The organism is Sphingomonas faeni (assembly GCF_040407505.1).
In the GTDB taxonomy this organism is placed as follows: domain Bacteria; phylum Pseudomonadota; class Alphaproteobacteria; order Sphingomonadales; family Sphingomonadaceae; genus Sphingomonas; species Sphingomonas faeni_E.
Genome location: NZ_JAPZPQ010000003.1, coordinates 115,394 through 130,979 on the forward strand (window position 1 = coordinate 115,394; position 15,586 = coordinate 130,979).

Here is a 15,586-nt window from a genome sequence, read left to right on the forward strand (position 1 = left end):
CAGTTTCGGCGCCGCGCCAGGATTTTGCGATTGGTGCTCACATACCCGTCGTATTGGTACAAATGTAGCGCCGGGCGCGGAACCGGAGCCCCCTTTTGGTCGCTGGACAGGCATGACCAAGACCAACGGCAAGCCGCTCCACGCCCCGACGCTGCACCATCTCGAACAGCTCATGACCGGGTTGCTCGAAGGGGTGATCCTGATGGACCCGACCGGCATTATCCTCAGCGCGAACCCGGCGGCGTTGAAGATGCACGGGGTGAAGACGTTGGCCGACCTGGGCGAGACCGCGGACGATTACGCGGCGCGCTTCAGGCTTCGGTACCGTGACGGTCGCAAGCTGCCGCGCCGCGAATATCCGTTGATGCGGTTGCTCGCCGGCGAGAGCTTTCCCGACCTGATCGTCGAAGTCTCGTCACCGGATGCGGACGAGCCGCGCTGGGTGCATCAGGTCCGCGACATCGTCATGGACGAGGATGGCGGCGATCCCGATTGCCTGGGGATGGTCATCAACGACGTCTCCGAACGGTTCGACGCGGAGGACCGGTTCCAGGCGATGTTCCATGCGAACCCCGCCCCTGCCCTCATCATGCGGGTCGCCGACCAGCGCTATGTCCTGGTCAACCAGGGGTTCCTCGATCTCTCCGGCTACGACCGCGACCAGATCGTCGGCAAGACGCTGTTCGATCTCGACTTCCTCGCCGAGGTCGAGCGCAAGCCGTTCGTCAAGGAACGCGTGGCGGCCGGCAAGACCGTGCCACAACTGGAGGCGGAACTGCCGCTCGCGGGGGGCGACAAGACGCTGGTCATCCTCGCGGGCCAGCCGATCGAACTCGCCAACGAGGACTGCCTGCTGTTCACCTTCGCCGACCTCGAGCCCCGGCGGCGCGCGCAACTGGCGTTACAGGCGAGCGAACGGCATTTCGCATCGGTGTTCGAGATGGCCCCCGTCGCGATGGTCATCACCAAGGGCGACGAGAACCGCATCGTGCAGGTCAACGCCGCGTTCAAGAGCCTCACCGGCTACACCGATCACGCGGTCGTCGACCGGATCGCCGACGATCTCCAGCTGTGGAACGACGCCGCGCAGCGGGTGGAACTGGAAACCGAGATTCGCGAGCGGAACGGCATTCGCGGCCACGATGTCCGCCTGTTGCACAAGAACGGCGAGACGCTGGACTGCCTCGTCTCCGCCGAACGGATCAGCGTCGACGGCACGCCCTGCGTCCTGTGGCTGTACCAGGACATCACGGCGCGCCGCCGCGGCGAACTCGAACTGGTCGAGGCGATCGACGCGGTGATGAAGGACGCCAACTGGCTCAGCCGGTCGATCATGGACAAGCTGGCGACGCTGCGAAATCCACGCGCCAGCTCGGGCGCGACGCCCCCCACCACCGAACTCAGCAAGCGCGAGCGCGAGGTGCTCGAACTGATCTGCCAGGACCTCGACGATGCGGCGATCGCCACCCGGCTCGACCTGTCGCGGAACACAGTCCGCAACCATGTCGCGCGGCTTTACGCCAAGATCGGCGTCAACCGGCGCAGCGCCGCGATCGTGTGGGCGCACGAACGCGGCGTCGGGGCGTAACGCGTATCAGGCCTTGTGGTGCGCGTGGAACAGCTTGCCGCCCTCGACCACGTACACGACCGCCAGCACGCCCAGCCCGATCGCGAGATAGCCGATCGCCAGCGGATAGGTCGTGCCGTTGTACGACTGACCGATCAGCGAGCCAACGATCACCGCGCCGACGCTGGTGATGAACCCCTGGATCGACGACGCAGTGCCGGCGATGTGCCCGACGGGCTCCATCGCCATTGCCCCGAAATTGGAGCCGCACAGGCCGATGCACGTCATGCTCAGCGCCTGGAACAGCATGTAGGTCCATAACGATTCCGACCCCGCGGCGATCACGCCGATGTGGACCACCGAGAGCGCGATCAGCCCCAGCACCGCGGCCTGCGATATGAGGCGCGTGCCGAGGCGCTCAACCAGCCGGCTGTTGGCGAACGACGCGCACCCCATCGAAAACGCACAGACCGCGAACAGGATCGTGAACCGCTCGCCGGCATGGAACTCGTCGACGAAGATCTGTTGTGCCGACGAGACGAAGGCGATGATCCCGCCGAACGTCATCGACGCCGCGACCGCATAACCTGCCGAGTACCGGTTGGTCAGCGTCAGCGTGTACGCCTGGCGGAGCGACGCGAACGACAGTGGCGAGCGGCGCTCGACCGGCAGCGATTCCCGCAACCGCGTCACCGACCACGCGAGGACGAACGCCGCAAAGCCGGCCAGCGCGTAGAAGATGAACCGCCACGGACCGAATGCGAGCAGCACCTGCCCCAGGCTGGGCGCCATGATCGGCACGAGGAAGAAGATCATCTGCGCCACGGACAGCGTGCGCGCCATCTGGCGGCCCGAATACCGATCCCGCACGATCGCGACCGCGAGCACGCGCGTCGATGCGGACATCAGCCCCTGCAGAACGCGCGCGCCGAGCAGCGCGGCAAAGGTCTGCGATCCGGCGGCGAAGATGCTCGCCGCGACGAAGCCCGTGAGCGTGACGAGCAGGATGATCCGGCGGCCGTAGCGATCGGCGAGCGGCCCGTAGACGAGCTGCCCCGCGCCGAAGCCGAGCATGTAGGCGGTGATGATCCACTGGCGGTGATTCGCGGTGGCGATGCCGAGCTGGTGACCGATATCGGCGAGCGCGGGCAGCATTAGGTCGACGCCGAGTGCGTTGACCGCCATCAACGCGGCGATGAAGGCGACGAACTCGCCTGGACGCATCGATGGGGCAGCAATTTTGTCGTTCATCGAAGTCGCTTAGGACTGTCCCGGCTCGAACGCCATGCCCGAGCGCTGGACTCGATCGCGATGACGGGAAGGCGATGGCGACTGATCGAACGACGAGGATGCCGTCGACCAGTCGCCGATGCGCTTACGGCTTCTTGAACTTGTAGACGAACTGGTCGGTCGTGCCGCGGATCGCGGGGTCGAACACCGGCTTTGTGTGATCGTCGGCCGGATTGCGCAGTGCGGTGGATTCGCCAACGAACTTGAACCCTGCCGCCTGGACCTGCGCCTTTACCGTGGCCGGGTCGATCCGGTGCCGCGTCTCGGTCCCGCTAAGGCCACTGCCGGGGGCATCCGCATGATCGATCACGACGTAGATGCCGCCGCGCTTCAGCATGTTGAACACCGCCTTGTCGAACGCCTTCAACGCGCCCTCGCCGCCGCCGTTATTGGCGATGTCGTGGTAGTTCTGCACGGTCCAGAACAGGTCGACCGGCTTGGGCGAGGTCGGCAGGTTGGTAGTCTGGACGACGGCGGTGAAGTTGGCGAGATTGCGCGCCTGAAGTGCGGGCAATGTCTTCTCGGCGTATTTCGCGCCGGCTGCCGGCCACACTGCATAGACATGGCCCTTGGGTCCGACCACGCCGGTGAAGATGCGGGTCCAATAGCCGGCACCCGGCAAGTAATCGACGACGACGTTACCCGGCCGCACGCCGGAGAAGGCGAGCACGTCGGCGGCCTTGCGGCGGGCATCATCGCCTTGCTGGTCGGCGCGCGCCGGATCGGCGAGCGCGCTGGTGACCGCGGGGCTGACCTTCTGCGCATGCGCTGCGGTTGTGCTCGCCGCGATGGTCATCGCCACTGCAACGCTCGTCCAGATCGTTTTCATCATCCGTCTCCCACCGTCCGGACGACAATGCCGGCTCGGTGGGGAGGATCGACCCGAAGCCGGCGCTAGTCCAGATCGTTTTCGCTGATGACGACGATCTCCTGGTCGGGATCGCGCGCCAGTGCGACGACGCCGAGCTCCGCGATCTCCTCGGCGTGTTGCTTGAAGATCGTCACGGCGTCGCCTTCGGGCGATACCGTGCTGAGCGCTTCGAGCACGTCGTACTGGACCGCGAACTGATAGCGTTCCTCGCTCACTTCGGCCTCGAACTCGACCTGGCGCAGGTCGCTATTGTCCTCGAGGGTCTTGGTGTCGATGTTCAAACGGTCTTCGGCCATATCTTCGCTCCTGCTATGCGCCGACAACAGTCCGGGGGCGGAATCGAGCCATTCCACCCCCGAAAAGTGCGGTTGCCTAAAGCCCAATCTGGAGGTTGGCGCGCAACGACAGCGCGACGCGGCCCTGTTGCTGCTCGGCATTGAACTCGCCGCCCATCCGGAAGATGCCGTTGCCGCCGACGCCGCGCAGCTTGCCGACCCAGCCGCTGGTGCGCTTGTCGGGGGTCAGCGTGAACGACTGGCCGCCTTCGAACGACGCTGTGGTCGCACCGAGGCCGCCACCGACGATCTGGCGACGGCCGCCTTCAGCTTCGACGCGGAACCAGCCGTTCTCGAACTTGGGTCCGCCGAAGTTCAGCCCTAGTGCGCCGCTGCCGGTGACCGCCAGTTCGTCGCTGGTCCGTGACCGGACGACGAGGTCGATCGCCTTGCCGCCGCCGGTCTCGCTGTAGCCGTCCTCCTTGAGCTTGTAGTAATCGATCGCGAGGACCGGGCGGAAGGTGAGCATGCCGGTGCCCGCCTCGTACGACAGGCCGCCGGACGCCGCGTACAGCGTGCCGTCCCAGTTGCCTTTGGCGGTCCGGGCAACGGCCTCGGCGCCGATCGCGCCGGCGAACTGACGGACACCGTCGAACTTCACCTTGGCCCCCGACGCGCGGGCATTGGCCTGCAGGCCGCCCCAATGCCCGCGCCAGTATCCGGCCAGCTCATACTGGTCCGAATTCACCTCGTTGTCCGTGCCGTCGTCGGCATCCTGGCCGTGCAGATAGGCGAGCGAGGTCCCGAAATTGCCGACACCGGTCTTGTACTCCGCACCTGCCGAAACGCCCCAGCCGCTGACGTCGTAGCCCGCGGTATCGGCGACGCTCTTCGACGTACCCCACGCGACCTGGGTCACCCAATAACCCCATTTGCCCTCGTCCTTGAACGGGCCGTGCGGGTCGGCGAGCAGGCGGGCGGTTGCGCGCGAGCCCATCGTCACGGTCTCGAACGTGCCGCCGGCATGGTCGGGCAACATCTGGCGGACCGAACCGCGGAACGCCTCGGCTTCGGTGATGTTGAGGAACGCGCCGCCGACCTTCGCGTCGTTACCGAGCGCCTTGTAGATCGCGTCGTACGCCGACGCCTGCGAGCGGTTGAGCCCGAGCTCAATCGACGATTTGCGCGCGATATCGACGGCCAGGTCATTGCCCGTACCGGTCGCGATGCTGCCCTTGTAGAGGAACGGGAGCGTCGTCGTGGTTGCGGTCAGGTTTGCGGCACCAGTCAGCGTGCCCGCGCGAAGGACCGTGTAGCGGCCTTCCGCATCGACGACGCTGGTGAGCTTCAGGGCGAGCTTCGAATCCTTGTCGAACGATGCCGTGCCGGCGACCTGGATCGCCGTGCTGGTGCCGCCAGTCTTGTCGAGCGTCACGGCGAGGATACCGCCGCCGCCGACCGACAGCGACGCGATCGACGCGGCCTTGGTGATGTCGAGCGTGCCGCCGTTGACCGCGACCGCGAGGCCGCCCGAATTGACGAGCGTGCCGGAGAAGCGCGACGTGCCGCCGAGCGTCAGCGTGTCGGTACCGCCGCCGAAGTCCGCCGCGCCGCTGAACACCGAGGTCCCGGCGAGAGTAAGTGCGTCGTTGCCAGCGCCGAACACTGCGCCGCCGGAGAAATTGGCATCGCCCGACAGCGCGAGGCGGTTGTTGCCGGTGCCGAAGCGCGCGGTGCCGGTGACGGTGCCGTCCGCGACGTCGAATACGTCGTTGCCGCTGCCGAAGCGGACGTCGCCGACGATCGCGGGCGCCGCGATGCCGGTCGCGACTGCGGTCTGGCGAACGATCGTGCCGGTCGTGTTCGCCGAAAGGTCGATCGCGACGTTGCGCTCGGAGGTGGCGAGTGCTCCCGATGCGCCGATCCCGCCGCTATTCTCGACCAGCGTGACGGTGCCCGACCGATCGAGGATAGCGATCGCGGTGCCGTCGGCGGCCTGCGCGGTCGCCTTGATCGTGCCGCTGTTGCGGATCGTCGCGACGGATGCGCCGGTGTCGACCAGGACCGCGGTCGAACGCGATGCGGTCGTGCCGCCGCCTGCCGCGGAGATCGTGCCGGCGTTGCGGATCTCGGGCGTCGACGCGCCCGTACCAAGCTTCAACGCGGTCGCACTCGCGCCGTTCGCGGTTGCCGCTACGGTGCCGTTGATACCGATCCCGCCTGCGATCGTTACTGCGCCGCCAAGGCCACCGATCGCCAGGCCATTGCCCTCGACGCCGCCATAGACGCCGCTGCCCGCGATGCCGCCGTCGACGATCAGCCCGAAGCCGGTCCCTGTGCCGGCGACCGCGCCGATCGCGACGGCACGCGTGGCCGATCCGATCTGCACCGCCGGCGCTGCGCCGAACGAGGTAATCGCCGCCGAGCCTTCGGTGGCGTCGGGAAGACCGTCCTTGTCCTCGTCGGTATCGGTCGTGCTCGCGTCCTTGGGCGGGATCGCGAAGATGATGCCGCCCGAGACGTTGCCCGCGACGACCAGCGCGGATCCACCCTGCAACAGATCGTCGGCGTCGAGCTTGGTTGTATCGGCCGGTGCCGTCGCATAACGATAGCCGGTCGAGCCGAGTGCGCCCTGCACCACCAGCGCACCCGCGATGTCGCCATCGACGCGCGCGGCGACCGCGCCCTGCCCGATCGCCGCGATCGTACCGGCGAGCCGGACGTTGCCGGTGACGTCGGCGATCCGCACGCCGGTCGATCCGTTGCCGGTGACCGCGGTCTGGCCGTCATGCGTGAAGGCGCCGGTCAGCGGCCCGCCGAGCCAGATGCCGGCGGAGTTGTTGCCCTTCACGGTGATCGCGCCGCTGTTGACGATCGCGCCCGTGTACGCGCCCGCGGTGCGGATTCCGGTCCGTCCGGTGCCGGCCGCGAACGGGCCATCGAGGTCGCCGTCCTTGTCGGTGTCGGTCGCGACATAGCTTTCGTCGATGATGATCTTGCCGGTCGCGGCGTTGGTAATGCCGCCGCCGGTACCTGCGTTGGCGAGGATGCCGGTCGATCCGTCGGCGTTGGTGACCTGGATCGTGCCTTCGTTGGTGACCGAGTTGACGCTGTCGACGGTTACCGCCGTGCCGGTGGTCGGCGTCACCGAACCCGCGGCGGCGATGCGGATATTGTCGGGGGCGCCGGCCTTGATCGTCGAGGTCCGCACCGCGTCGGTCCGCTTGGTGTCGATCACGGTCTGCGCCTGGGCGCCCGTCGTTACCGCGAACAGGCAGGTGGTGGTCAGCAGGAGACGACGCATACGGAACCCTTTTCGATGTGTTTTCGAGAAGAGGACGGAGACGCGGCCTGCGAACCTTTAACGTTGATGCGGCATGGTGCGGCACAATGGCCGAGGCGGCGCGTTGTGCGGCGGATATCTTCAGGGAAACGCCAGCATGATCACCACCATCGCCGAACTCGACCGCATCCGCGACGACAGCAAGCGCCTCGTCACGACGCGGTCGATGATGTCGGCAGGTGCGGCCGTCGTGCCGATCCCCGGCGCGGACATCGTCGCGGACATCGGCCTGCTTACCAAGCTGCTGCCCGAGATCAGCAAGCGCTTCGGGCTCGATCACGAACAGGTGCAGAAGCTCGAGCCGCAGCTTGCGCAGCAGGCGCTTGTGATGGCGTCGAGTCTCGGCAACACGATGATCGGCCGGATGGTGACGAAGCGTATCGTCGTCGCGCTCCTCCGCCGCGTCGGCGCTCGCATCGCGGTGGGATCGATGGCGAAGTTCGTGCCGTTCGCGGGTTCGGCGGTGGCGGCGACGATCAGCTTCGGGGCGATGAAGCTGGTCGGTAATTCGCATGTGGAGGATTGCTACAAGACGGCGCTGGCGTTGCTGCCGGCCGATCAGCGAGCACTGGTGAACGCGAAGGGGTGAGTTGATCAGGCGCTTCTGGGCTCCCCTCCGTGAAAGGGAGGGGCTGGGGGTGGGTCGGCCCGCTCGAGCCACCACCGCTAGAACACGCGGAAGCCGACCCACCCCCGACCCCTCCCTTCCAGGGAGAGGAGAAGTTAGAAGGCGGCGTCCAGGCCGATGCGGATGGTCCTCGGACGTTGCGGGGTAATCTGGCCACTCCCGACCTGGAACGGTGTCCCCAGCGCGAACCGGTTGCCGACGCTATCCGTCAGGTTCGTAACCCCGAGCGTCACGCCCAACGACGGCCGCCCGATCCGCGCCGTCAGCGCCGTATCGAGATAATCGCCCTGCTCTTCGCCCAGCACCGGGCCGACACCCAACCGCGACCGCCCGACATAGCGCGCCCAGCCATACACCCGCAGTTCCAGATCCCGCCGGATATCACGCCGGTAATCCGCCCCCAGCCGCCCGGCATAACGCGCGATGTTCGGCACCTGGCTCATCCGCGCGAGCGCCACGAACAGCGCTGCGCTCGGTTCGGTCACGCGACTGTCGTTGTAGGTAAAGCCCGCGTCGAGCGTCAGCCCGGCGACCGGCTTCCACCCGCCCGCCGCGCTGAACGTCCAGATCCGCCCGTCGCCGATGTTGGCGGTACTCGGCAGGCCGGTCGCGTCGATGAAGTCGGCCTGGATATCCTGCCAGATCGTGTGCGAGACGCTCGCCGTCAGGTACGCGCGATCGACCCCGGCGAGCCCGAAGCGCATGCCGGTCTCCAGCGTCCGCACGCGATCATTCTCGAACCGCCGGACGAAATCGCTCTCGATCGCGAGCCCGCCGGGCCGAAACCCCTGCTGGTAGCGCCCGTACAGTGACACCTTCGGCAACACCGCCGCGATCAGCGAGGCGGACGGCAGCACGCTCGTCTCGATCCGGTCCGCCGTCACGCGCGCACGGGCGAGCGCGACCGTTTCCAGCCGCGCCGGCGCGATGTCCTCGCCGGTCCCCGCGAGCGATGCCCGCGTCACCCGCGCGCCGGCGGTGGCGGTCACCCCTCGCACCAGTTGCACGCTTCCCTCGCCGTACAGCGTCGCCTCGTCGATGCTGTTGGTCACGCCCGTCACTGGTGCAGGCGCATCGACCGGGCCGAGCGAGCGCGACAACCGTGTGCGATTATGCGTGTAACTGGCGCCGACCACCCAGCCGAACCCGTTCCGCATCGGCCGCCATACCCGCGTCTCGTTCGCGATCATGTCGGTCGCGTTGCGCTGCGCGAACACGCGCGGGCTGCCCGCGGCGGTCGTCAGGGGGCTGCCGAATGCAGGCCAGTTGGTGATCGGTAGCGTCGGATCGACTGCTGGCAGGGTCGCGTCGTACCGTTCGGTCAGCGTCTGGCTGACGATCCCGGTCGAGGACTTGACCTTCAATCCGCCGATCGCGCCCGATACGACGACCTGCCCCATCGTGTAGTCCGCGGAGAAGCCCTGCACGATCGCGCTCGAACGCGTCAGCGGCGGCGCGTCGCGGTCGGCGTACTGACTGTCGTCGCCTTTGGTCCATTGCCCGATGCCGCCGAGATCGACCGTCCAGCCATTCCCCGCATCGAGCCGCAGCGCCGCCCGCCCGCCACCGATCCGCGTCCGGTTCACGTCGCGCCGGTCGAGCACGGGATTGTCGATATACCCGCCCTCGCTCACGCCGTAGCCAACGACGCGTAGCGCGACCCGCTCGCCGAGCGGCACGTTCAGCGTCGCGCCGAGGTCAGCGCCAGGATCGCCGTGCCACGTCGCCGACAGCCCGCCCGCGATCGATGCCGACACCGCGCCCATCTCCGGCACATTGGGCACGGTACGGATGATCCCGCCGAGCGACCCCGCGCCGTACAGCGTCCCCTGCGGCCCTTCGAGCACCTCGACCGAGGCGATATCGTACATCCGCAGATCGGGATCGGGCGCGTTGTAGCTCAGCCGCAGGTCGCCGAAATACTGGCCGACGGTGGTCTGGGTCGGTCCGGTGAAGCTGGAATCGGCGATGCCGCGGATGAACAGCTTGTTACGCCCGGCGCCAAGATGCGTCGACGACACGCTCGCCAGCCGCGCGAGGATCGCCTCGGTCCCGCCCGCACCACCGAGCGCGAGATCGACGCCATCGAGCAACGCGACCTGCCCTGCGAAATCGCGCAGCCGGACGTCGCGCTTGCTGCCCGTGACGACGATGTCCGCGCCCTGGACCGCCGGCGGTGCGGCAATCGGCACGACTTTCGGCCGCTTCACCCGAACGACGCGGGGCGTGCGGGCAGTCAGCCGCCACCCGAAAGCGCCCGCTGCGACGACGTCCGCATGCGCCGCGGTCGCCAGCCGGTCGAGCGCCTCGCGCGCGCTCATTCGTCCGCGTACCGCGGGCACGCGCCGCGCCCACAAGGCCGGATCGCCGACGACGATGCTCGTCCCCGACTGCCGCCCGAGCGCCAGCACAGCGTCCCCAAGACGCCCCGCCGGCAAGTCGACCGCCCCCTGCCCCGCCTGCGCGGGAGCGGCGACGGCGAGCGCCGCGACGACCAGACATCCGCGCATCCTCACGAGCGGGAGGACATCACCCAGTGACCGCCACGCTTGCGGATCGCGACACCCAGCAACGGCGCGGCGAGGCGGGGATCGCCGGACAGCTTGGCGGTCGCGATGCTGCCGCTGAACGCGCGCGTCGCAACGCCCGGATCGGCGCGCAAGTCCACGCCCAGCGCGCGCGACAGGTCGTCCGCGACCTCCGCCAAGGTCGCGCCTTCATACGCCAGCACGCTGTCGCGCCACGATCCGACGCTGGCCACATCGACCGTGGTCACGGTCGCCTTGCCGTCGCGCACCACCAGCCCCTGCCCCTTCACGAGCCGGATGCCGTCGCGGCCCGGATTATAGTCGACCGCGCCTTCCGAGACCGCGACACGCGTTTCGCCCCGCGCGCGCTTCACGTCGAACGCGGTGCCGACATCGACCAGACGCGCGCCGCCGACACTCACCTCGAACGGATCGCGGTCGTCGTGCCGGACCACGAACATCGCCTCGCCGCGCTCGAGCGTCGCGACCCGCGGGTCGTTGTGGTCGAGCATCAGGCGCGTCGCACCACCCATTGCGATCGTGCTGCCATCGGCAAGCCGAACCGTCCGCATCGTCCCCGCCGCGGTTTCGACGGCATAAGGATGCGCGCGCGTCTCGATCGACTCATACCCCACGAACAGCGCGAGCGACGCGGCGATCGCTCCACCGGCCCAAACCGGCCAGCGCCTCCGCGCAGGCTGCATGACGATAGGCGCGGCCTGCACGGGAGGCACCGCCGCCGCCATCTCCTCGATATCCATCGCCATCGCATGATACGCCGCCGCATGGCGCGGGTCCGCCTCCAGCCAGGCGTGGAACGCCGGCCAGTCGTCGAACGCATCGCTGCCGGTCCGGACCACCCAGTCCAGCGCGGTCTCGTTCAGCGTGCGTGCTTCGATGTCGTCATGCTCCGCCATCATGGCCTCCTATAGCCGAAGACGGAGACGTTGCGATCAAGCCTCATCGTAACGTCGCTTTGCATCGATCATCGCGCGATACGCCTTGCGCAGGTCGCCCTCGACCGTGCTGAGGCTCACCCCGAACTCCGCCGCGACCACACGCTGCTCGACCCCGTCGATCCGGTGACGTCGGAAGATACGCGCCGCCCGGTCGCCGACCGACTGCAATGCCGATTCCGCCAGTGCCGCCTGCTCGCGTGCGATCACGACGCGTTCGGCGGAGGGCTCCTCGGAGCGGTCCAGCGATGGTCCCCCCGTTGCCTCGGTCCATTCGCGATCACGCTTCTTCGCCTGCCGCACCGCGCGGTGTCGATCGAGCATCAGGTTGTTCGCCATCCGGTAGAGATACGACAGCGGCGACGCGATTGGTCCGGTCGGGGCGGTCTGGATCCGCACCCACAGTTCTTGCAGCAGATCTTCCGCATCGCCCGCGCCGAGCGAACGGATGAACCGCAACAGCGTATCGCGATTTGCTAGGAAGACGGCCTCAAGGCCCGAGGAGTCCATGTCATGCCCGTGTCGATAGGCCGCCGATCGGCGCTCGGCGGCACCGTGTTCCCGGCGGGACGTACAGCGCTTGGCGGGGAGACACAATCAGCGCGCCCCGTACCGGGTTACTGGTGCAACAGCGTCCAGCCCTGCGGCAGGTAGTCGGTCGACATATAGTAATAGAACAGGCACGTCCCGTCGCGGCGGTAGGTGCCGCCCTTGACGAGGCCCAGCGCGGTGCTGCCCTCGAACACCGGCGCGCCGCTGTCGCCGGCCTTGCACGTCGGCCCCTCGACCGCGACCCAGGTCGGCAGGCACGCGCCGCCGCACAGATCGCCCGCCGGCGCGAAATCGACCATCGCGATCACCGCACAGCTGTAGCCGGTCCGCTCGCCGCGATGGCACACGAAGTCGCCTGCGCGCGTGCTCGTGCGGTAGCGCCACGTGGCGACGGGCCGCGCAACCGTCTTGGCGGTATCCGCGTAGAACAAAGGTGCGTAGCCGACGTCAGGCGCGGTCGCGACGTTGACCTGTACGTCCTGATACCCCCAGCCCCATTGCCCGACGAACGCCAGCGGCCATTCCTCGCGGCTGCCGTCCGAGGGGCGCTTGCCGACATAAGACAGCGTGTCCGGGCAATGCGCCGCGGTGACCACGCCGTTGCGCACGCCGTCGGACACGACGAAGCCGGTCGTGCAGGCATAGCGCTTGCCATCGACCGTCCCGACGACGCGCCCGCCGCCCTCGATCGCGCCGCTATCGACCGGGGTGGGTATGAGCGTGGGGACCTGAGCGACCTGATCCTGCGCCATGTCCGCGGGCGGCTTATCAACGGCTTCGATCCGCACCGGAACGCCGGTCATCGTCGCGATCCGGGTGCGCAGCGCTCCGTCGCGGTCGAGATCGGCATCGCCCGACGCGATCATCACGACCAGTTCGCCGGTTCGCTGATCAACGCCCAGTCCGGGCGGGTGCGGGAGGGACTCGCGTATCTTCGCCTGATACGCCGTGATCGCCGCGAGCACCGCCTCGCGCGTCGCAAGTGCGCCGGTGCGGAAGACGATCGGCACGACCATCCCGCCCGCCATCACCGACTGATCCGCGACCGGATCGGTGCCGGTTAACAGCACGACGATGCGGTAATTCGGCTGATGCTCGATCGCGATGCCGGCCCAGCGATCCTTGTAGGTTTCGCGCAGCGCGTCGGTCGTCGGCACACTGGCGCCCTGCGCACGCATCCGTCGAAGCGCTTCGTCGAACGGCACGCCGAACCGGATCGCATACTCTCCCGCATCCTGCATGAGCGCATCGACCGGCAGTTGCACTTGCGCCGCCGATGACGGCCCGGCCCAGAGTGCGAGCAACGTCGCCGCCAGAAACCACCGAACAGATATAGTGAACATGAACGACGAAATCCTGGGCGCGCGGGTCTTCTGAGGCGTCATACCGCCATGATCTGAACCGGTGCTTTCACGCAAGCGATCGAGGTGATTGCGCGCGATCTCGCAAGCGTCCTATCAAGCACGCCATGAAAATCATGCTCTCCGCCAGCCTCGCCGTGCTCGCCTTTGCGAGTGCCCCTGCCGCCGCCCGGCAACTCACCATCGACGACGTGACGATGCTCAGCCGCGTTGGTGCGCCGACCGCGTCGCAGGACGGGCATTGGCTCGTCTGGGCGCAGCGCGAGACCGATCTCGCGGCGGACAAGGGGCGCTACGATCTCTGGCGGCTCGACTTGAGCACGCCGGGCGCAACGCCGGTGAAGCTGCTCGCCGATCCGCAGGTCAACGAGAACGACCCGCAGATCGTTGGTACAACCGTATATTTCACGTCCGACAAGGGCGGCGAGGATGCGGTCTGGTCGGTGCCGGTCACGGGCGGCACGCCGCGCAAGCTGACCAGCTTCAAGGGCGGGTTCAGCGGCTTCAAGGTCGCGCCGACGGGGGACAAGCTGCTCGTCTGGGCCGATCGCAAGCCAGGTGCGCCGAGCCTCGAGCCGGCGATGGTGAAGAAGGATCCGAATGCGGGCGCCGGGCGGACGTACGACCAGTTGTTCGTGCGGCATTGGGATATTTGGGCGGACGGCACGCGCTCGCAACTGTTCGTGTTGCCGCTGACCGCCGCCGGTGCGACCGGAAACGGCGTTCCGCTGGTCGGCGCGCTGGTCGGCGATGCGCCATCGAAGCCGTTCGGTGGCGGCGAGGAAGTGTCGTGGAGCCCGGACGGCCGCACCGTCTATTTCGCGCTGCGCGAAGCCGGCCGGATCGAGTCGCTGTCGACCAATCTCGACATCTTCTCGGTGCCCGCGGACGGTTCGGCGGCGCCGGTCAACCTGACCGCGGCGAACAAGGCGACGGACAACCTCCCGACCGTGTCGCCCGATGGCCGCACGCTTGCATACTTCGCGATGCGCCGGCCGGGGTTCGAGGCGGATCGCCAGGTACTGACGCTGCGCGACATCGCCAGCGGCAAGACGGTATCGCTGACCGAGCGCTGGGACCGGTCGGTCGGCTCGATCGCGTGGGCGCCGGACTCGAAGTCGCTCTACGTGACGGCGGACGACACGCAGGAGACGCCGCTGTTCCGCGTCGACGCGACGAGCGGTGCCGTCACGCGGCTGACGCAGGAAGGTCACGTCGCCGCGGTTGCGATTACCCCGCGTGGTGCAGTGGTGGCGATCGACAGCCTGACCGCGCCGGACGATTTCTACCGTGTCGCCGGCTCCGGTGCGCCGCAGCGGCTGACGCAGGTCAACGCCGCCAAGCTTGCCGGGATCGACATGCCGACGGTCACGCGGTTCAACTTCAAGGGCGCGAACGCGGACACCGTCTGGGGCTATGCGGTGAAGCCGTACGGTTCCACGGGGAAGGTCCCGGTTGCCTACATGGTCCACGGGGGCCCGCAGGGATCGAGCAACAACAGCTGGTCGTATCGCTGGAATCCCGCGGTGTTCGCGGGCGCGGGCTACGGCCTGGTCGCGGTCGATTTCCACGGGTCGACCGGCTACGGACAGGGCTTCACCGACGCGATCAGCAACAACTGGGGCGGCTGGCCGCTCGAGGATCTGAAGAAGGGGCTGGCTGCCGCGACCGACAAGTTCGCGTGGCTCGATGCCGACAATGCGTGCGCGCTCGGTGCGTCGTATGGCGGCTACATGATGAACTGGATCGAGGGGCAGTGGCCCGATCGCTTCAAGTGCATCGTCCAGCATGACGGCGTGTTCGACGCGCGCGCCATGGCGTACGAGACCGAGGAACTCTGGTTCGACGAATGGGAGCATGGCGGGAAAGCCTATTACGAGGACCCGCAGGCGTTCGAGAAATGGAACCCGGTCAACTACGTGGCGAAGTGGAAGACGCCGATGCTGGTGATCACCGGCGAGAAAGACTTCCGCATTCCCTACACGCAGGGGCTGGCGACGTTCACCGCGTTGCAGCGGCGTGGAGTCCCGTCGCGGTTGCTGGTGAACCCGGGCGAGAACCACTGGGTGCTGAAGCCGAAGAACTCGCGGCAATGGTATGGGGAAGTGTTGGGCTGGATGGGGAAGTGGACGGCCAAGTAGGGGCTGCCTCTTTCCCTCCGAAGCTGCCACACCGGCAAAATGAGCACCACCCCGGCGAAGGCCGGGGCCCAATT

Annotated in this window: 11 protein-coding genes; 3 read left to right on the plus strand and 8 right to left on the minus strand. The window is 67.7% G+C overall.

Annotation, left to right across the window (positions count from 1 at the left end; all coding sequences use genetic code 11):
* The first annotated feature begins 112 nt into the window (after window positions 1-112).
* Window positions 113-1,588: a helix-turn-helix transcriptional regulator gene (locus O6X71_RS11330; RefSeq protein WP_353465973.1), complete on the plus strand. Its 1,476-nt coding sequence runs from the start codon at window positions 113-115 to the stop codon at window positions 1,586-1,588.
* Between the two features lie 6 nt (window positions 1,589-1,594).
* Here O6X71_RS11330 and O6X71_RS11335 read toward each other — a convergent pair whose 3' ends face one another.
* From O6X71_RS11335 to O6X71_RS11350, 4 genes are all read right to left on the minus strand, one after another.
* Complete coding sequence (locus tag O6X71_RS11335) at window positions 1,595-2,791, minus strand: multidrug effflux MFS transporter (RefSeq protein ID WP_353466238.1); 1,197 nt, start codon at window positions 2,789-2,791, stop codon at window positions 1,595-1,597.
* Window positions 2,792-2,942: 151 nt separating this feature from the next.
* Window positions 2,943-3,686: a class I SAM-dependent methyltransferase gene (locus O6X71_RS11340; RefSeq protein WP_353465974.1), complete on the minus strand. Its 744-nt coding sequence runs from the start codon at window positions 3,684-3,686 to the stop codon at window positions 2,943-2,945.
* A gap of 65 nt (window positions 3,687-3,751) precedes the next feature.
* Window positions 3,752-4,024: a DUF1488 family protein gene (locus tag O6X71_RS11345; protein ID WP_056484951.1), complete on the minus strand. Its 273-nt coding sequence runs from the start codon at window positions 4,022-4,024 to the stop codon at window positions 3,752-3,754.
* A gap of 76 nt (window positions 4,025-4,100) precedes the next feature.
* The gene (locus tag O6X71_RS11350) at window positions 4,101-7,307 is read right to left on the minus strand and encodes an autotransporter outer membrane beta-barrel domain-containing protein (protein ID WP_353465975.1); all 3,207 of its coding nucleotides are present in this window, start codon (window positions 7,305-7,307) and stop codon (window positions 4,101-4,103) included.
* 136 nt (window positions 7,308-7,443) lie between these two features.
* Between O6X71_RS11350 and O6X71_RS11355 the strand changes: the two genes are divergently transcribed.
* Window positions 7,444-7,935 carry a hypothetical protein gene (locus tag O6X71_RS11355; protein WP_133018471.1) on the plus strand — a complete coding sequence of 164 codons (492 nt, stop codon included), beginning with the start codon at window positions 7,444-7,446 and terminating at the stop codon, window positions 7,933-7,935.
* Window positions 7,936-8,069: 134 nt separating this feature from the next.
* Here O6X71_RS11355 and O6X71_RS11360 read toward each other — a convergent pair whose 3' ends face one another.
* The 4 genes from O6X71_RS11360 to O6X71_RS11375 all read right to left on the minus strand — a co-directional run bounded on the left by O6X71_RS11360 (window position 8,070) and on the right by O6X71_RS11375 (window position 13,353).
* Window positions 8,070-10,484, minus strand: coding sequence for a TonB-dependent receptor (locus O6X71_RS11360; RefSeq protein ID WP_353465976.1), 2,415 nt, complete (start codon window positions 10,482-10,484; stop codon window positions 8,070-8,072).
* Window positions 10,485-10,486: 2 nt separating this feature from the next.
* Window positions 10,487-11,419 carry a FecR family protein gene (locus tag O6X71_RS11365; RefSeq protein WP_353465977.1) on the minus strand — a complete coding sequence of 311 codons (933 nt, stop codon included), beginning with the start codon at window positions 11,417-11,419 and terminating at the stop codon, window positions 10,487-10,489.
* A gap of 36 nt (window positions 11,420-11,455) precedes the next feature.
* Window positions 11,456-11,968: an RNA polymerase sigma factor gene (locus O6X71_RS11370; protein ID WP_353465978.1), complete on the minus strand. Its 513-nt coding sequence runs from the start codon at window positions 11,966-11,968 to the stop codon at window positions 11,456-11,458.
* Between the two features lie 107 nt (window positions 11,969-12,075).
* On the minus strand, window positions 12,076-13,353 hold the full coding sequence (locus O6X71_RS11375) for a hypothetical protein (RefSeq protein WP_353465979.1): 1,278 nt from the start codon (window positions 13,351-13,353) through the stop codon (window positions 12,076-12,078).
* Between the two features lie 125 nt (window positions 13,354-13,478).
* Between O6X71_RS11375 and O6X71_RS11380 the strand changes: the two genes are divergently transcribed.
* Entirely contained in the window at window positions 13,479-15,512 is a 2,034-nt protein-coding gene (locus O6X71_RS11380) for a S9 family peptidase (protein WP_353465980.1), read from the plus strand.
* Window positions 15,513-15,586: the final 74 nt, after the last annotated feature.

What these genes read in the sequence shown, in the direction of transcription:
- O6X71_RS11380 (WP_353465980.1), top strand. Translation starts at nt 13,479, where the DNA reads ATGAAAATCATGCTCTCCGCCAGCCTCGCCGTGCTCGCCTTTGCGAGT.
- O6X71_RS11340 (WP_353465974.1), bottom strand. Translation starts at nt 3,686, where the DNA reads ATGAAAACGATCTGGACGAGCGTTGCAGTGGCGATGACCATCGCGGCG.
- O6X71_RS11370 (WP_353465978.1), bottom strand. Translation starts at nt 11,968, where the DNA reads ATGGACTCCTCGGGCCTTGAGGCCGTCTTCCTAGCAAATCGCGATACG.
- O6X71_RS11350 (WP_353465975.1), bottom strand. Translation starts at nt 7,307, where the DNA reads ATGCGTCGTCTCCTGCTGACCACCACCTGCCTGTTCGCGGTAACGACG.
- O6X71_RS11335 (WP_353466238.1), bottom strand. Translation starts at nt 2,791, where the DNA reads ATGCGTCCAGGCGAGTTCGTCGCCTTCATCGCCGCGTTGATGGCGGTC.
- O6X71_RS11375 (WP_353465979.1), bottom strand. Translation starts at nt 13,353, where the DNA reads ATGTTCACTATATCTGTTCGGTGGTTTCTGGCGGCGACGTTGCTCGCA.
- O6X71_RS11355 (WP_133018471.1), top strand. Translation starts at nt 7,444, where the DNA reads ATGATCACCACCATCGCCGAACTCGACCGCATCCGCGACGACAGCAAG.
- O6X71_RS11330 (WP_353465973.1), top strand. Translation starts at nt 113, where the DNA reads ATGACCAAGACCAACGGCAAGCCGCTCCACGCCCCGACGCTGCACCAT.
- O6X71_RS11345 (WP_056484951.1), bottom strand. Translation starts at nt 4,024, where the DNA reads ATGGCCGAAGACCGTTTGAACATCGACACCAAGACCCTCGAGGACAAT.
- O6X71_RS11360 (WP_353465976.1), bottom strand. Translation starts at nt 10,484, where the DNA reads ATGCGCGGATGTCTGGTCGTCGCGGCGCTCGCCGTCGCCGCTCCCGCG.
- O6X71_RS11365 (WP_353465977.1), bottom strand. Translation starts at nt 11,419, where the DNA reads ATGGCGGAGCATGACGACATCGAAGCACGCACGCTGAACGAGACCGCG.